Annotated in this window: 15 protein-coding genes; 4 read left to right on the forward strand and 11 right to left on the reverse strand. The window is 62.7% G+C overall.

Annotation, left to right across the window (positions count from 1 at the left end; genetic code table 11):
* Positions 1 to 135: 135 nt before the first annotated feature.
* Positions 136 to 567, forward strand: coding sequence for a Rieske (2Fe-2S) protein (locus tag HED64_RS17105; protein WP_168153194.1), 432 nt, complete (start codon positions 136 to 138; stop codon positions 565 to 567).
* A 51-nt stretch (positions 568 to 618) separates the two neighbouring features.
* Positions 619 to 1,098, forward strand: a complete 480-nt coding sequence (locus tag HED64_RS17110) for a Rieske (2Fe-2S) protein (RefSeq protein ID WP_168153195.1) — start codon at positions 619 to 621, stop codon at positions 1,096 to 1,098.
* Between the two features lie 2 nt (positions 1,099 to 1,100).
* Here HED64_RS17110 and HED64_RS17115 read toward each other — a convergent pair whose 3' ends face one another.
* The 6 genes from HED64_RS17115 to HED64_RS17140 all read right to left on the reverse strand — a co-directional run bounded on the left by HED64_RS17115 (position 1,101) and on the right by HED64_RS17140 (position 6,988).
* Positions 1,101 to 1,757, reverse strand: coding sequence for a hypothetical protein (locus HED64_RS17115; protein ID WP_168153196.1), 657 nt, complete (start codon positions 1,755 to 1,757; stop codon positions 1,101 to 1,103).
* A gap of 47 nt (positions 1,758 to 1,804) precedes the next feature.
* Positions 1,805 to 3,244, reverse strand: a complete 1,440-nt coding sequence (locus tag HED64_RS17120; protein WP_168153197.1) for an ATP-binding cassette domain-containing protein — start codon at positions 3,242 to 3,244, stop codon at positions 1,805 to 1,807.
* Positions 3,241 to 3,999 carry an energy-coupling factor transporter transmembrane component T family protein gene (locus HED64_RS17125; protein ID WP_168153198.1) on the reverse strand — a complete coding sequence of 253 codons (759 nt, stop codon included), beginning with the start codon at positions 3,997 to 3,999 and terminating at the stop codon, positions 3,241 to 3,243. The genes HED64_RS17120 and HED64_RS17125 overlap by 4 nt, the downstream gene beginning before the upstream one ends.
* 10 nt (positions 4,000 to 4,009) lie before the next feature.
* Entirely contained in the window at positions 4,010 to 4,816 is an 807-nt protein-coding gene (locus HED64_RS17130) for an ECF transporter S component (protein WP_132364920.1), read from the reverse strand.
* A 117-nt stretch (positions 4,817 to 4,933) separates the two neighbouring features.
* The gene (locus HED64_RS17135; protein WP_168153199.1) at positions 4,934 to 6,001 is read right to left on the reverse strand and encodes a nucleoside hydrolase; all 1,068 of its coding nucleotides are present in this window, start codon (positions 5,999 to 6,001) and stop codon (positions 4,934 to 4,936) included.
* A gap of 3 nt (positions 6,002 to 6,004) precedes the next feature.
* Positions 6,005 to 6,988 (reverse strand): aldo/keto reductase, encoded by a 984-nt coding sequence (locus HED64_RS17140; RefSeq protein ID WP_168153200.1) that lies wholly within the window; start codon positions 6,986 to 6,988, stop codon positions 6,005 to 6,007.
* Between the two features lie 182 nt (positions 6,989 to 7,170).
* Here HED64_RS17140 and argG point away from each other — a divergent pair, with 182 nt between their 5' ends.
* On the forward strand, positions 7,171 to 8,598 hold the full coding sequence (argG, locus tag HED64_RS17145) for an argininosuccinate synthase (protein ID WP_168153201.1): 1,428 nt from the start codon (positions 7,171 to 7,173) through the stop codon (positions 8,596 to 8,598).
* Positions 8,599 to 8,693: 95 nt separating this feature from the next.
* Here the strand turns inward: argG and HED64_RS17150 are convergent, their stop codons facing one another.
* Positions 8,694 to 9,443: a DinB family protein gene (locus HED64_RS17150; protein WP_168153202.1), complete on the reverse strand. Its 750-nt coding sequence runs from the start codon at positions 9,441 to 9,443 to the stop codon at positions 8,694 to 8,696.
* Positions 9,444 to 9,620: 177 nt separating this feature from the next.
* Here HED64_RS17150 and HED64_RS17155 point away from each other — a divergent pair, with 177 nt between their 5' ends.
* Positions 9,621 to 10,286, forward strand: a complete 666-nt coding sequence (locus HED64_RS17155) for a maleylpyruvate isomerase family mycothiol-dependent enzyme (RefSeq protein WP_168153203.1) — start codon at positions 9,621 to 9,623, stop codon at positions 10,284 to 10,286.
* Between the two features lie 113 nt (positions 10,287 to 10,399).
* Here HED64_RS17155 and HED64_RS17160 read toward each other — a convergent pair whose 3' ends face one another.
* The 4 genes from HED64_RS17160 to dxs all read right to left on the reverse strand — a co-directional run bounded on the left by HED64_RS17160 (position 10,400) and on the right by dxs (position 14,432).
* Positions 10,400 to 11,077: a lysoplasmalogenase gene (locus tag HED64_RS17160; protein WP_168153204.1), complete on the reverse strand. Its 678-nt coding sequence runs from the start codon at positions 11,075 to 11,077 to the stop codon at positions 10,400 to 10,402.
* 205 nt (positions 11,078 to 11,282) lie between these two features.
* Entirely contained in the window at positions 11,283 to 11,855 is a 573-nt protein-coding gene (locus HED64_RS17165; RefSeq protein ID WP_168153205.1) for a hypothetical protein, read from the reverse strand.
* A 13-nt stretch (positions 11,856 to 11,868) separates the two neighbouring features.
* Positions 11,869 to 12,468, reverse strand: coding sequence for a DUF402 domain-containing protein (locus tag HED64_RS17170; protein ID WP_168153206.1), 600 nt, complete (start codon positions 12,466 to 12,468; stop codon positions 11,869 to 11,871).
* Positions 12,465 to 14,432: a 1-deoxy-D-xylulose-5-phosphate synthase gene (gene dxs / locus HED64_RS17175; protein ID WP_168153207.1), complete on the reverse strand. Its 1,968-nt coding sequence runs from the start codon at positions 14,430 to 14,432 to the stop codon at positions 12,465 to 12,467. Before dxs ends, HED64_RS17170 begins: the two co-directional genes overlap by 4 nt.
* Positions 14,433 to 14,584 lie beyond the last annotated feature (152 nt).

Here is a 14,584-nt window from a genome sequence, read left to right on the forward strand (position 1 = left end):
CTATAAACACATAGCTGGCCTCGGTCAACGGGCTGCGCCCGTGGGCCGCGGCCAGCTATGTGAAGCGTGCGAAACCGCGCGAAAAAAGTCTTGTACTCCACCGACGCATCGCTCATTCTGAGTGACACTGTGGATATGAAACAATCCATCACTCTGTTGCCCACCCGCAGAGGAATTTTAGGGGCCTCCCTCGTGGCTGGCGCGGCCGTAACATTGGTGTCTTGCGGTTCCGCAGATGAGGCAGCAAAATCTCCCGAAGCCACGGGAAATGCTACCGATGCGATCGCCGTGGCGAAGTTGCCCGTGTCGGGTACCGCCTCGGTCACCATCGGGGGTGCCGGCTACCTACTGTATCGCCCAGATCAGACCACGGTGCTGGCCTACACCTCGGTCTGCACCCATCAGGGCTGCAAGGTGGGCACAGGTAGTGGCACCACCTTCAAATGTCCCTGCCACGGCTCGGAATATTCAAAGCTCGACGGCTCGGTAACCCAGGGACCAGCTCCCAAGGCACTGACTCGCTTTGCTGCCGTGATCCAGGGCGATCAGGTCAAGATCTACCTCTAAGCACCACGCGCTTTCACCGTAGCTCCGGCCTAACGTGGGAAGATAGTGGTCATGAGCTCGTTTTCTTCCCCCAGCACCCGTCGCGCCTTTGTCGGCGGAACCGTGGCGGCAGGCGCCACCCTGGCCCTAGCGGCCTGCGGTGACGGTTCTTCCGCCGCGCCGAACAATACTCCTTCGGCACCCCCGGTCCCAGTCGGCGAGGGAGTTGTTGTTGCCACCGCCGCTGAGTTGCCTGTGGGTACCCGCTTGGCTGTTTCGGCCATTGCCACCCAGGGCGATACCGCCGGAAAGGAATCCGGCTACTTACTCTTCCGACCCAGCGAAAAATCCGTGCTGGCGTACACCGCCATTTGCACGCATCAGGGATGCGCTGTGGGGACCAAGGCCCCCAGTGGCGAGGGCTTTTATTGTGCCTGCCATGGCTCGGCTTTCGACGCCACCGATGGCAAGGTCACAGCGGGACCGGCGAAGGGTGCCCTCGAACGCTTCGCCGCGGAGATTCAGGGCAAGAACGTCCTGATCTTCATTTAGGTTCAGGCGTCAAAGCCGCGGGCCATAAATTCAACGGTGCCTTCATCGAGTCCCGCCAGTGATAACCAGCCGGCCTCGGTGGCCGTTCCAGGTACCCGGTACGCGGTGACGTCCTCACCCCAGCTGGCACACACCACATCGTTTGCCGCATCCACCCAGTGGGTTACCTTCAGTTCTCCATCCACCCAGGCCTCGAAGCGCTGGGCTCGCAGTGCATGACTCTGCGGAATGGGCAAGTCCTGGACTTCACCCACCCTGCGCACCATGGCATTGGGTTCGGAATGCGCCGTGGCTGCGGTTTTCGGTGTGTCCATCAACAGCTCATCCAGGTGCCAATAGGTCAGGGGCTCATCGGGTGTCTCCAGGGCCAACTTCAGCATCAGGATCTCGCCGAAACTCGGCATTGATTTTGTGGGGAAGCGCCCGGACTCGCGGTGCGAGATGCTGGTGTGCTCCATCAACTGATTCCGGAACGAGTTGACCTCCCAGATACCGGTGTCCGGTTCCATGCGGATGCGCGACTCTGCGCGGTATGGCTCGGGGTCTGCATCGATGAGCAGCCTGGTCAAGAGCACATGGGCGCTCAATCGCTGGTATCGCACGCCGATGCGCTGTTGGTCCTTGACCAGTACTTCCCAGCGTTCAAAATCCGTGTGCACAGTACTCTCCGTCGTGGGGGGTGATCCTTCCCCCAAATGATCACACTCTACCGGTGGCCCCGATGGCCTGCGTGCGCGATGGTGGGCTGCGAGGCTCTGAGGGCCGGTCTCATCCGGTGCACACGGTGGGCACACGCTGCCAAAAAGGCCTCGTCGTGGGTGGTCAGAAGTACCGCCCCGCCGCGATCTACCACCGCGGTGATGACCGTGAGCAATCGAGCCAACCCGTGAGCGTCAAGGGCTTCACTCGGTTCATCCAGCAGTAGTACGGCCGGTTCGTGCACCAACACCGTGGCCAGGGCCACCAATCGGCGCACCGAGGCTGGCAACTCATAGGGGTGAGTGTCGAGGTATTCGCTCAGCCCCAGGGTCGCCAACACACTCGGGATCCGGGAAATTTCTGCCCCACGCCGACGCAAACCAAAACCGACCTCACGACCCACTGTGCGTTCAAAGAGCTGGTCGGCGGGATTTTGCAGGAGCAGTCCCACGCCCTGTGAACGCACCGCGGCGCCACCGATCCGTCCCGAACTCGGTGCCAGCAGGCCGGCGGCCGCCTTGAGCACCGTGGTCTTCCCGGATCCGTTGGGGCCGGTCAGCGCCACACACTCCCCTGCTCGAATCTGCAGCTCAAGCCCACTGACCACGACGTCGGGGCAACCCGGGTAGGCCAGCGCCACATCGGCAAAATCCAGAAGTAGCTCCGGCGATTGCCGCGTTAGGGGACGCTGTGCCGGTGCGACAGGTTCCAGACTCGCTGGGGCTAACATGGCGGAGATGTGCAGAGCGCCCCCACGCAGGAAACGTATCTGTTGCGCCTCCGCCGCCAGGGAATCCAGGGCACGAGTCAACAGCACCAGAGCGGTTCCGGAGGCACGTAGGCGCCCCAGCAATTCCACCACTGTGCGAGCTGCCTGGGTATCAAGTCCGGCCAGTGGCTCGTCAAGAACTAACACCGGTGGGGCATCAAGTGCCAGCGCTGCCAGTGCCACCAGACGTTCCTGACCGCCGGAAAGTGTGCCCGGATCACGCGCCAGCAGGTAGCCCAGCTCCAGTCGATCGGCCAGCTCGGCGATCCGCTCGTGCATCTGCTGACGCGGTACCCCGGCGTTTTCCATCCCCAGGGCCAGTTCCTCTGCCACGGTTTCGCGTACCCCGGAGAGGTAGTGGCGCGCGTCTTGCGGCAGCATCCCTACGGCTCGGGCCCAGCCCACCGGATCAATGCGGACCGTGCTGCCACCACCATGACAAATTTCTTGCCCGGCCAGCTGCAGCGTCGCCTCAAGTTGGTCTCCCTCATGGCGCGGCAACATCCCGGCCAGGATGGCCCCGAGGGTGGACTTGCCGGACCCGGAGTCCCCCACAATCACCGTGAGTGACCCTTCGCTCAGCGCGAGATTCATTGCGTTCAGGGTGTTGTTAGTGGATCCCGAGTAGCGGAATCGCTCTAGCTGCAGGGTGAGTACGGTTGGCTTGTTGGTGATCATGAAAACCACCCCCAGCTCGGTGCCAGCACCGCCAGCGGGCCCAGAACAACGGCACATAAACACAGTATGCGCAGACGTCGCTGGTTGGCCGAATCCGGAACGGAGCGTAGCCGAGTGTGCTGACCGGTTGCTGGAAAACCGCGTGCGGCTAAATGGGCGGAGCGGTCGGTGGCATCCTGCAGGGCACTGAGCACCAGTGGCACCGAACGCAGGGCCAGGCGCTTGAACCAGCCGCGCGGCCCGCGTCCCACCCGTGCCCCACGCAGGGCTTGAGCCTCACCGATGACTCGTTGACGCTGCTCCAGTCGTGGCAGTAAAAACAAGGTGGCGGCCAGCAGATACCCCAGCTGTGGTGGTGCTCCGGAGAGATCCACCGCGGCCACCAGATCGTGCCGTTGGATCAGTACCGTGCACAGTAGCCCGGCGATCACCAGAACGGCGGTGCGCAGCCCCAGCTCCCCGGCGGTGACCAGACCCTGCTCGGTGATGCGTATGGGACCGGCCGCCAGTAGTACGTGGGCGCCAGTGGCATCGGTGAGCCCGTGGATCAATAATTGGGATCCCCACGCTGGAACCAAGATGGCGGCACCTAGTCCCACCAGGCGCCGGGCGCGCCTAGCCCATACCGCTGTGCCCAGGCACAGCAGTAGCACCGCGCTGCTCAGCCACCATCGGGAAGCCGCCGTGGTGATGGCCACGACCGCTGCGACAAGGGCAAGCACGGTAAAGGGGTGGACTGCTAGGGTTCGGGGCATCGGAGGAACGCTAGCGCGAGGTGCGGCGGCCGAGCACGTTGTAACGACGCACAAAAGCGAAGCTGGCACTCAGGCGACCGGGCAGGGCGTAGACCAGCAGTGCGGCCAGTAAGAAGACGATCGCTTTGTCTCCCGGATCGGAAATCAGCGCCTGCTTGGTCACTGCCCCCAGCAGCGAGTCACCCATCGACCTAAAGGCCGCGACCACCGCACCGGTACCCACACCCGAGGTGCCACCAAAAACGAAGGCGGCCACCGGTGCGGAGAGCACGCCGACCAAGACGCCCGTGACGAGACCCGCCACGGGTGCCAGGTAGGGACGGCGCAGCGCGCCGAAGCGGGCGGCGGAACCGGCTAGGAATCCGATGAGCGCGGCGCCGGCAGCAAAGGGCAGCACCGTGGGGTTAAACAGCGACCAGATGAGCGTGCCGAGCACACCGGTGGCGGCTCCCGCTCGGCGTCCGGCCAGGAAACCAACCAACACGGTGCCCAGCGAGTCCAGGTAGAGCGGGATCATCACCGAGCCGACAAATTGGCCCAGCACAATGTTCAGTGCCAACGCCACCGGGATCAGGGTGAGCGTGGAGACGGGAAGCTCCGGCAGCACCGCTGCCAGCAGCAGGAGGGCGGAAATCAGGTAGGCGGCGAACGTGGCCAGCGCGACGCTTGCCCCCAGCCCATCGGTGAGGCCAGTTGGCTGTGTGAGCACCAGGGTGATGTAGGTGCCGGCCAACAAGACCACGGCCGCAGCGGCCATGAGTCGGCGGCGCAGCAGGTGGCCGGGTGCGATGTCGGGCAGGGTCAGATTCGGTGACATGAGAGAAATTCCTCGCAGGCGAGCGGGGGCACCGCCGGGGATGCCGGTGGAGCCAGATGATACGAACAGGACCTAATGTCACCTCGGTCCGGTCATCGATTCTAGCCGACGGTGCCCTTACTCCGTATCTAGCCGTGCAGCGAGCGCCCCGATGCGCTGAACCAGCTCGCGGAACCCTGCCTGCGGATCATTCCAGGAAACGACCGAAGCGTTTGCGGCCTTGCCCCACAGAGAGCGGAAGTCTGCGACGGTGGTGCCGAATAACAGCGGAGACTCGGTTTCAACATCGATGGTGGCCGGGCGGCTGCGGTATTCCAGGGTGCCTGCGGCGATTCCCGCGGCAAAATAGTCATGCACGTGGGCGATATAGCCCTGATCGTAGGCGCGATGAAATTCGAAGTAGAAACGCAGCGCGTCGGAGAGGTAGCGCACCAGTGGGTTCGAGGCCGCGCTGCGGGTGCCCTCCGGGTCTTTCGCGTCGACGATCTCCGGTTCTGTGCAGCCTGCGGCCGCGGCCAGATCGGTGAGTAGCGAAGGATCCATTTCGAAGCGTTCGGTGGTATCAAGTGAACAAACGATCGGGAGTTTGTTTGGATCCAGACCGGCCGCCGCCGCAGCACTGTAAGCGGCATACACCTCGGCTGCGGCGTGCGGATCCACGTGCGTGTTCCACTCCGCCGTGGGTGTGGTGTTGCCCTGATGATAAAAGGCCCCACCCATGATCACCACCTTGCCCAACAGCCACGGTAGTTGCGGTTCGCGGCGCAGTGCCAGGGCGAAGTTGGTCAGCGGGGCGCTGAGCAACGCCGTCAGCTCCCCCGGGTTGGCTCGGGCCTCCCGAATCCAGAAATCGACGGCGTCCTGCCCCGATTCAGGCTCTTCCGCCGGTGCGGGGTTCGGCAGCGTGGCGTAGCCAACTCCCTGGGGTCCGTGAGTTTCCTCGGTGGTGACCAGCTTGATGCGCAGTGGGGCGCGCGCACCGATGAGCACCGGCACCTGGGGTTGCCCGCACAACTCCAATAGTGCCCGGTTGTTCGCTGCGACTTGATCCGCATCTACATTGCCCGCGGTGGAGGTGACAGCGACAATCTCCACGTGCTCGCAGGCGCTGAGATAGGCCAGGGCCAGCGCGTCGTCGATTCCGGTGTCGTTATCCAGCAAGATTCTGGTGCGTGGCAGATTCATGGGCTAGAAAAGAGCGATCTTCGGCACGCGAGGGAAGATCGAGTCGAGTTCGGTCAGGTCCTCGACGGAGGGCTTCCAACTTGCCGCGGCGGCGTTCTGGCGGATTTGTTCCGCCTTGGTGGCCCCGGCGATGACACTGGCTACGGCCGGTTGGGCGGCGAGCCAGGAGAAGGCGACCTGTAGTTCGGTGAAGCCGCGTTCACGGGCGAAGTCGGAGAAGGTGCGCAGTTGCTCGAAGTCGGCGGTGTTCATCAGGTGGGTCCGGGCGTGGGTCAGTCGGGATCCTTCCGGTGCCTGGCCAGAAGAGTACTTGCCGGTCAGCAGGCCATTGGCCAGTGGGAAGTAGGGCAGCAAGCCCAGCTCATAGGCTTCGGCGGCCGGCGCTACCTCGAGCTCGGCACGGCGGTCCAGCAGGTTGTAGTGATTCTGTGTGGAGACAAAGCGCGCGCCACCGGAAATGCGGGCGGTAAATTCGGCCTCGGCGATCTGCCATCCGGCGCGGTTCGAGTGCCCCAGGTAGCGGACCTTGCCGGCGGTGACCAGATCATCAAGTGCCGCGAGGGTCTCGGAGATCGGGGTCAGCGGATCAGGTGTGTGGAATTGGTACAGATCGATGTATTCGGTGCCCAGCCGGCGCAGCGAGGCCTCCACGGCACGGACGATGTAGCGGCGCGAGCCGCGGGCACCGAAGTCGTTGCCGTTGACCCCGCACATATCCATCCCGAACTTTGTGCCAATCACTACCTCATCTCGGCGGTTTCCCAACGCCTTGCCGAGCATGGATTCCGAGAGACCGGGTGTCTTGCCGTAGGTGTCGGCCACGTCGAAGAATGTGATTCCCGACTCAAGTGCGGCGTTGATGACGGCGTCGGTTCCGGCTTGGTCCTCGGTTGCGGTGCCGGCACGGCCCAGGTTATTGCAGCCAAGCCCAACGGCCGAAACCACTAGCCCCGAATTGCCCAAACGGCGATACTCCACAGTGCTCATAAGGATTCATCCCTTCAAATAATTATGCATCCGGTACTACCCGCGGAGGCTTCGCTTACACGGATCAGCAACCACGTGTTCGAAAAAACCAAGTATGACCTGCCTTTCGGGACGTTGTATGTCGTCCGGCAGTCTTGTCATTATTCCTCGGAAACTCCTAAACACGCTATAGGATAGGGAACATGTCTAAAGTCCTCACCTCCCTGCCCGTTGGCGAACGCGTAGGTATCGCGTTCTCCGGTGGCCTTGATACGTCCGTTGCTGTTGCCTGGATGCGCGAAAAGGGTGCCATCCCTTACACGTACACCGGCGACCTTGGCCAGTACGATGAACCGAATATTGATGCAGTCCCGGGCCGCGCCCTGGAATATGGAGCCGAAGCCGCTCGCTTGGTCGATTGCAAGCCTGCACTGGTCGAAGAGGGCCTCGTTGCTCTGGCCTGCGGCGCCTTCCACATCCGCTCCGGCGGCAAGACCTACTTCAACACCACACCATTGGGTCGCGCCGTCACCGGCACCCTGCTGGTGCGTGCCATGCGTGAAGACGGCGTGGACGTGTGGGGCGACGGTTCGACGTACAAGGGCAATGACATCGAGCGGTTCTACCGCTACGGTCTGCTCTCGAACCCGAAGCTGCGCATCTACAAGCCATGGCTTGACCCGGCCTTCGTCCAGGAATTGGGCGGACGCTCGGAGATGAGCGAATGGCTGACCGCACGCGACTTCCCGTACCGCGACTCGGCCGAAAAGGCTTACTCCACCGACGCCAACATCTGGGGCGCCACCCACGAGGCCAAGACCCTCGAGCTGCTGAACACCTCCTTGGAATCGGTTGAACCGATCATGGGCGTTCGCTACTGGGATGATTCGGTTGAGGTTAAGACCGAAGACGTTTCGGTCACCTTTGAAGCCGGCCGTCCGGTCGCTATCAATGGTGTTGTCTTCACCGACGCCGTGGCCCTGGTTGACGAAGCCAACAAGATTGGCGGCCGTCACGGTCTGGGCATGAGCGACCAGATTGAGAACCGCATCATCGAGGCGAAGTCTCGCGGCATCTATGAAGCCCCGGCCATGGCCCTGTTGCACATCACCTACGAGCGTTTGCTCAACGCCATCCACAACGAAGACACGGTGGCCAACTACCATGCAGAAGGCCGCCGTCTGGGTCGCCTGATGTACGAGGGCCGCTGGTTGGACCCGCAGGCACTGATGCTGCGCGAGTCTCTGCAGCGCTGGGTTGGCTCAGCCGTCACCGGTACCGTGACCGTGCGCTTGCGCCGCGGCGACGACTACACCGTGCTGGACACCGTGGGACCGAACCTCAGCTACCACCCTGACAAGCTGTCCATGGAGCGCGTTGGCGACTCCGCCTTCGGCCCGTTGGATCGCATTGGTCAGCTGACCATGCGCAACCTGGACATCGCCGATTCCCGCTCACGCCTGGAGCAGTACGCTGCTCAGGGCCTGCTCGGCGAGAAGACCGTGAAGCTCGTCGGCGAACTCGAAAACGGCGGCGCGTCAGCGATCGTAGATGCCGAGGCTGTTGACGCCGATGATCTGGCTTCCGACCGCGCCCTTGAGCGCGCTGCCTTCGATTCGGGCACGGACTAGAAGCATCATGCCGGTGGCCCCATAGGCCTACCGGGACGGGCGGGGCCTTTTACCGAGTTATCGGTCAGGGGCTCCGCCCGTTTTTGTATCACGTCTCAAACACGTTTTTCGAGGGCGTCAAGGTCGCGCACGGCAAAACGGAGATGTTCCCACTCCTCGGACAGGATCACGTGCAGGCAGGACAGCGTGCTCTCGCTGCGGTCCGGGTTCCACGGGTTCCGCGTCACCTCCCCCAACTTGTCGGGTTCGAGGCCGGCCAGAAATTCGCGCACCATCACCACACGCCCGGCCCTGGCCTTGAGCACCTCGGGGTATTCGGGAACGCCTAGAGCCAGGACGGACGTATCGTAACCTGCCTCCGCGAAGCCGTCGTTGGGCAGACCCAGCGGGTGGAACGGCGCTTCAATGCCCAGAATGGCCCGGCGCAGCCAGATGTCGGTGGCCAGCACCAGGTGGCGCAGTGTCTGGGAGAAGGACCATTCCCCGTCCACCGAGACCTCAACGGTTTCGACCGGCATCGCTGCCACCCTGGCCAGCGTGGATTCCCAGGCCTGCTCGACGGCTGCCCAGGCACCGCGCAGTGACTCGGGGTCCGTGGCACGCATGCCCGCCCGCCCCGGAAAGCGGCGTAGCAGCTCGGCACGCACAAACGGCACGACGTCGATGCCGTTGACCAAAAGTGCGCCCTCCCGAAGCAACCATGGGTCATCGATGTCGATTCCCTGCGCGTCGACCCCGCGCATCACCACATCGCTCAGGACACAGTCGGTGAATCTGGACCCGCGCAGGTCCACGTCGTTGAACCGCGCTCCTTGTAGATCCGGCGATGCATTAAAGACTGTCATGGTGCTCCTCCCCTGGGTCTCGCCACGGTGATGGCCTCGCGGCGCGACGAAATTCGGTGGTCACCACGTGTGGCCGCGAGCCCACGCTACCACCGTGGATGCGGTACCTGAATGCCTCGGGCAGCACCGGCTTGCTAGACTCCTTGACCACACCTGTTAACCATATTCGGAGAAACCATGACCCAGAAGATCTCACGGAACCTGCTCTGGTCCTGGGCTCACGCCGAGCGCGCCGCTCTAGCCCGGGATCTTGCCGAGCTCGAGGTTGAACAGTGGGCAACGGGCTCGCTCTGCGGGCGCTGGAGCGTGGAAGAAGTCGTGGCGCACCTAACCGCAGCGGCAAGCATCGGTCCGGCACGCTGGGTCGCCAGCGTCGTGGGTGCCAAATTCGATTTCGACCTGCACAACGATCGACGGCTGGCCGAACACCGTGGTGCAACACCGAGCGAGACCTTGGCGCGGTTTCGTACGATCCAAACCAGCACCACCTCGACGTTTGGCCCGATCGAGGCCTGGGTGGGCGAAGTACTCATCCATGCTCAAGACATCCGCCATCCGCTGGGGATCAAGCATCAGAGCAACGTCGATGCTGCTACGGCTGTCGCCCATTTTCTGGTCAAGGGCGACTTCACGGTTCCTAGCAAAACGGCCAGTGCTGGATTACGGCTCGAGGCCACCGACGGGCCATTTGCCGTGGGTGAAGGTCCATTGGTCAGCGGCCCCACGATCGCGTTGGTGATGGCTATGGCTGGTCGTAGAAGTTATTGCGAGCAACTCACCGGCGACGGAGTAAAAATCTTGCAAGCCCGTGCTTGCTCTGGCAGTCGCCACGATGAGGCATAGCAGCTAAGAAGGTCGTGGCTCTTTGCCACCGAACCGACAAGCTCGCCACCGCCACCGTCGATGATCACGGTGGGGAGCACCGGCATGCTAGCTGACGACAGCCCTCCGCGCGGCTACGGGTGTGGACGACGCGTGTGCCGTACCACCGCCACGGTGATTAGGCCCTGACCCATCACATAGCTGAGCATGATCCAGAACGAAAGAGCGGGCAGTTCCCATGCGGTGAAAGAGCGCAGCGCAATGAGCCCGTCCGAGATCAAGAAGATCGCCCCACCCACCCCGGCAAGGCTCCCGAGTCCGGTAGACAGCATGGCCATGAGCACCAGCGCCAGCCCATAGATCACCACCGGAACCAGTAGCACTCCGGCACCCGGGGCACAGGCGAGGACCAACGCGGCAAACACGGCGAAATAAGGCAGAGCAGGCAGCGTTCTGCCTGCCACGGAGCCGCAACGAAACGGCCAGAGGGCGGCGATGTAGAACAGCTGGGCCACTAGGAAGAACCCCACCATCACCAGGAACCCGCGATCTCCGCCCATGAAGCGCGGCACAGTGTCCCCCAGCCAAGAAAAGACCACGGCAATGAGCACGAGTCTGACCAGGCGCGGGCGTTTGGCAGTGGTTCCGCTGTACAAGGCCCCAAAGAGCAGTGGCATCAACAGGATCTGTGTGACATATGCGAGGATCTCATCCGCCGCAACGAGCTGCGCCAGAAGGTGGAGCGCAGCGACTAGGGCTAGGGCCACGGCGTAAAAGTAGAGTGCCAGCTTGCTACCTGTCGTAATGGGCATTGGAGCACTGACAAGGTCCCGATCCAATGTCTCTCCCCCAAGCTCCGCCGATTGTCGGCACGTCCAACAGAGCGTATCCCTGCGGATCGGCTGCGGGCAATGCCCACAGATATCACCTGCCGGACCAACAGGTGCGCCAAAAGAAATGATGGCCCGCCGGAAAAATCCGGAGGACCATCATCAAAGGAGTGAGGCTTAGCCACGACTAGACGAGGCTGAAGGTGCCCTTGGCCGGAAGCGGGAAGGCCTGCTTGGCAGATTCCGGAGCTTCGTAGGGAGCCGTGGCAATCGAGAGCTTGGTGAAGTCAAGCTTGGCTTCACGCAGGCAGGTCTTGATCGCTCCGACGGCTTTCTTGGGCTCCGGGGACAGAATGCGGATGTTTAGCTTGCGGGTGGCGAAGTCAGTGGACTCCACCGTGCCCAGTCCGCGCCATGCCAGATGCCCGGTCAGGGCCTCCTTCGCCGTGGTCTGCAAGTACTTGTCACGATCGGTTCCGGTGGCGGTCTTCAGTGCGTACTGCACAAAGACCCAGCCCTGCTGCTCATCGGTGATCGCCACGAAGCCGTCTTCTTGGCACTGTTCGGCGAACGCGGCCAGCAGGCTCTCCGCAGTGGCGTCGGTGACGTCCTTAGCGGTTTCGGTGCTGGATACGTGACCGACGGTGCCGTGGTTAATCACAAACTGTCCCAGTTCTTCGCCCTCGTAGGTGGAGAACCAAGCCTCGCGGAACTTCAGGGTTCCGTCTTCGTCACGGCGGTAGGTGCGGAGTATTGACATGCGGTGGTGCTCCTTAGCGGGATGATGCGTCTGAAAATTCGGTGCGGCCATTCGCTAGCCAGGTGGTAGCTGTGCCTTCGAAGGGCGGTTGTAGCCCGCTGACGGACTGAAGCAGTGCTTCGGCCTCGGTGCGAATGACTAGTACAAGCTCGTGAGGGTAGCTCATCTGCACCGCGTGTTCGGTGAACTCGTCCTCGTCATCGAGGTAAATGCCGCGGGATCGAGAATCCACGACGTCCAAGTCCATGTCCACGGAGTTGACTTCCCAACCACCACGGGCCAACTTTCGCCAGCCGATTTGCGTGGAGAGGTCAAGGTAGGTGCGGAAGTCTTCATCTGTGTCGTCATAGAAGGTGCCCAGCCAGGAACCGCTATGTGGAATCAGGCAGACCGCGTCGCTTTCGGCCCAGTGGCCATGTCCGGGACGCGAAACCAAGGACCCCGCCGGTTGGTAAATCCAGTGACCGTGGGCGTCGTGGCCGAGGTAGTACCCGGGGACCACCCAGTGCGGCGCCCCGTTGTACTTCCAGGCGCGAGCCACCACGATGTCCCCCGGCTGAGCTCCGGTGATCTCCCGCGGCAGGTTCGCGGGCACCGGCGCTGCGGCGCTCACAGCTGTGGAATCTGTCCGGTAGGCATTTCGGCTCCGGGCAGCGGCCGGGCGAAGGGAACCTTGGTGCCCAGCACCTGAGCCAGCGTGTCATTGGCGATGCGATCGGCGGTGAGACCCACCCGCTCCATGACCTGGCCGCGAGAACCGTGAGCCAAGAACTCGGTGGGCAGGCCGACCTCGTTCAGCGCGGTGTCGACTCCCGCGGCACGCATTTCCTGGCGGATACGCGAACCCACGCCACCGGCGCGCACACCGTCTTCGACGCACACCACGATGCGGTGCCGGGCAGCAAGACCGATGATGGAGCGTGGCACCGGAAGCACCCAGCGTGGGTCAACCACCGTGACGGTGATGCCCTGAGCATGCAGGCGGGCAGCAACGTCCATGCACAGTTCACTCATGGCGCCGACCGAAACGATCAAGACATCACGTTCTTCGCCGGCTCCCAATTTGGCCAGGATATCCACGCCGTCGTGCAAGCGTTGGATGGCCACGATTTCTGGGCCCACGTTGCCCTTGGAGAAGCGGACGACCGAGGGGGCATCGGAAATGGCCACTGCCTCGCGCAATTCTTCACGGAGCCGTACCGCGTCGCGCGGAGCGGCCAGATGCAGGTTGGGCACGATCTGCATGAGCGCCATATCCCACATGCCGTGGTGGCTGGGCCCGTCCGGTCCGGTGACGCCGGCACGGTCTAGAACCACCGTGACACCGGCCTTGTGCAGGGCCACGTCCATGAGCAGCTGGTCAAAGGCGCGGTTTAGGAAGGTCGCGTAGACGCAGACCACCGGGTGCAGGCCGCCGAAGGCCAAGCCTGCGGCGGAGGTCATGGCATGCTGTTCGGCGATGCCCACGTCCAGGACGCGCTCGGGGTGCCGTTCGGACATGGTTTTCAGGCCCACCGGCTGCAGCATGGCGCCGGTGATAGCCACGATGTCCTTGCGCTCATCGGCGATGTTGGCGATCTCCTCGCCAAAGACTGAGGTCCATGAGCGGGCCGAGGCCTTGGAGACTGGTTCTCCGGTCTGCGGGTCGATGACTCCAACGGCATGGAATTGGTCGGCTTCATCGGCGCGGGCTGGTGCGTAGCCGCGGCCCTTTTCGGTCAGTGCATGCACGATCACCGGGCCCCCGTAGTTACGTGCCTGTTGCAAAGCCTGTTCAACCGCGGCTTGGTTGTGCCCGTCGATGGGGCCGATGTATTTCATTCCCAAGTCTTCAAAAAGACCCTGGGGTGCCCACCAATCCTTGATGCCCTTTTTGGTCGCGTGTAGCGACTTGTAGGTGAACTGGCCAACCACGCCGGAATCCTTCAGGCGGCTTTTAAGCTTGTCCATGGTGTTTTCGTAGGCCGGATGGGTGCGGAACATATCCAGACGCTGACGCAGTCCTGCCAGCTGATCAGCTAGCCCACCGATGGTTGGTGCGTAGGAACGGCCGTTGTCGTTGACCACGATGACCACTCGACGGTCCTTGTCGGCAGCGATGTTGTTCACGGCTTCCCAGGCCATGCCACCGGTCAGGGCACCGTCTCCCACCAGCGCTACGACGTAGCGGTCGGTTTCACCGGTGAGTTTGCGGGCTCGTGAAATCCCGTCCGCCCACGACAGTGACGAGGAGGCATGCGAAGACTCAACAATGTCGTGTTCGGATTCACCGCGATCGGGGTAGCCCGACAGCCCGCCCTGCTGGCGTAGCGTGGCGAAGTCTTGGCGGCCGGTCAACAGCTTATGGACATATGACTGGTGGCCGGTGTCAAAGACGATGGAGTCATTTGGTGAGTCAAAAACTCGGTGGATGCCAAGCGTCAGTTCAACCACGCCCAAGTTGGGGCCGAGGTGTCCTCCGGTCCTGGCCACATTGCTGATCAGGAATGAGCGAATTTCCTTGGCGATCTGCTGCATTTGGGCCGCGTCCAAGCCACGAAGGTCCCGCGGTTCCTTGATGGTCTTAAGCAATGGCACGGATGCTGTCCTTTCGAGATGGCAAATACCCGTTTAATCTTACCGCTCGGTGCTTGCCTTCGGGCACCAAGGCGGTGTAAGGCACAGTGTTGAACCCCACCATGGTCACTAAGTTGAGCCAGTTTAGCCAGCCTTGCATAAGATCGAGGGAA

The organism is Paeniglutamicibacter terrestris (assembly GCF_012271785.1).
In the GTDB taxonomy this organism is placed as follows: domain Bacteria; phylum Actinomycetota; class Actinomycetes; order Actinomycetales; family Micrococcaceae; genus Paeniglutamicibacter; species Paeniglutamicibacter terrestris.

Excerpts from the sequence above, each read along its gene's own strand:
- HED64_RS17150 (WP_168153202.1), bottom strand. The coding sequence starts at position 9,443 with ATGACAGTCTTTAATGCATCGCCGGATCTACAAGGAGCGCGGTTCAAC.
- argG (WP_168153201.1), top strand. The coding sequence starts at position 7,171 with ATGTCTAAAGTCCTCACCTCCCTGCCCGTTGGCGAACGCGTAGGTATC.
- HED64_RS17110 (WP_168153195.1), top strand. The coding sequence starts at position 619 with ATGAGCTCGTTTTCTTCCCCCAGCACCCGTCGCGCCTTTGTCGGCGGA.
- HED64_RS17135 (WP_168153199.1), bottom strand. The coding sequence starts at position 6,001 with ATGAATCTGCCACGCACCAGAATCTTGCTGGATAACGACACCGGAATC.
- HED64_RS17155 (WP_168153203.1), top strand. The coding sequence starts at position 9,621 with ATGACCCAGAAGATCTCACGGAACCTGCTCTGGTCCTGGGCTCACGCC.
- HED64_RS17140 (WP_168153200.1), bottom strand. The coding sequence starts at position 6,988 with ATGAGCACTGTGGAGTATCGCCGTTTGGGCAATTCGGGGCTAGTGGTT.
- HED64_RS17120 (WP_168153197.1), bottom strand. The coding sequence starts at position 3,244 with ATGATCACCAACAAGCCAACCGTACTCACCCTGCAGCTAGAGCGATTC.
- HED64_RS17105 (WP_168153194.1), top strand. The coding sequence starts at position 136 with ATGAAACAATCCATCACTCTGTTGCCCACCCGCAGAGGAATTTTAGGG.
- HED64_RS17165 (WP_168153205.1), bottom strand. The coding sequence starts at position 11,855 with ATGTCAATACTCCGCACCTACCGCCGTGACGAAGACGGAACCCTGAAG.
- HED64_RS17125 (WP_168153198.1), bottom strand. The coding sequence starts at position 3,999 with ATGCCCCGAACCCTAGCAGTCCACCCCTTTACCGTGCTTGCCCTTGTC.
- HED64_RS17160 (WP_168153204.1), bottom strand. The coding sequence starts at position 11,077 with ATGCCCATTACGACAGGTAGCAAGCTGGCACTCTACTTTTACGCCGTG.
- HED64_RS17130 (WP_132364920.1), bottom strand. The coding sequence starts at position 4,816 with ATGTCACCGAATCTGACCCTGCCCGACATCGCACCCGGCCACCTGCTG.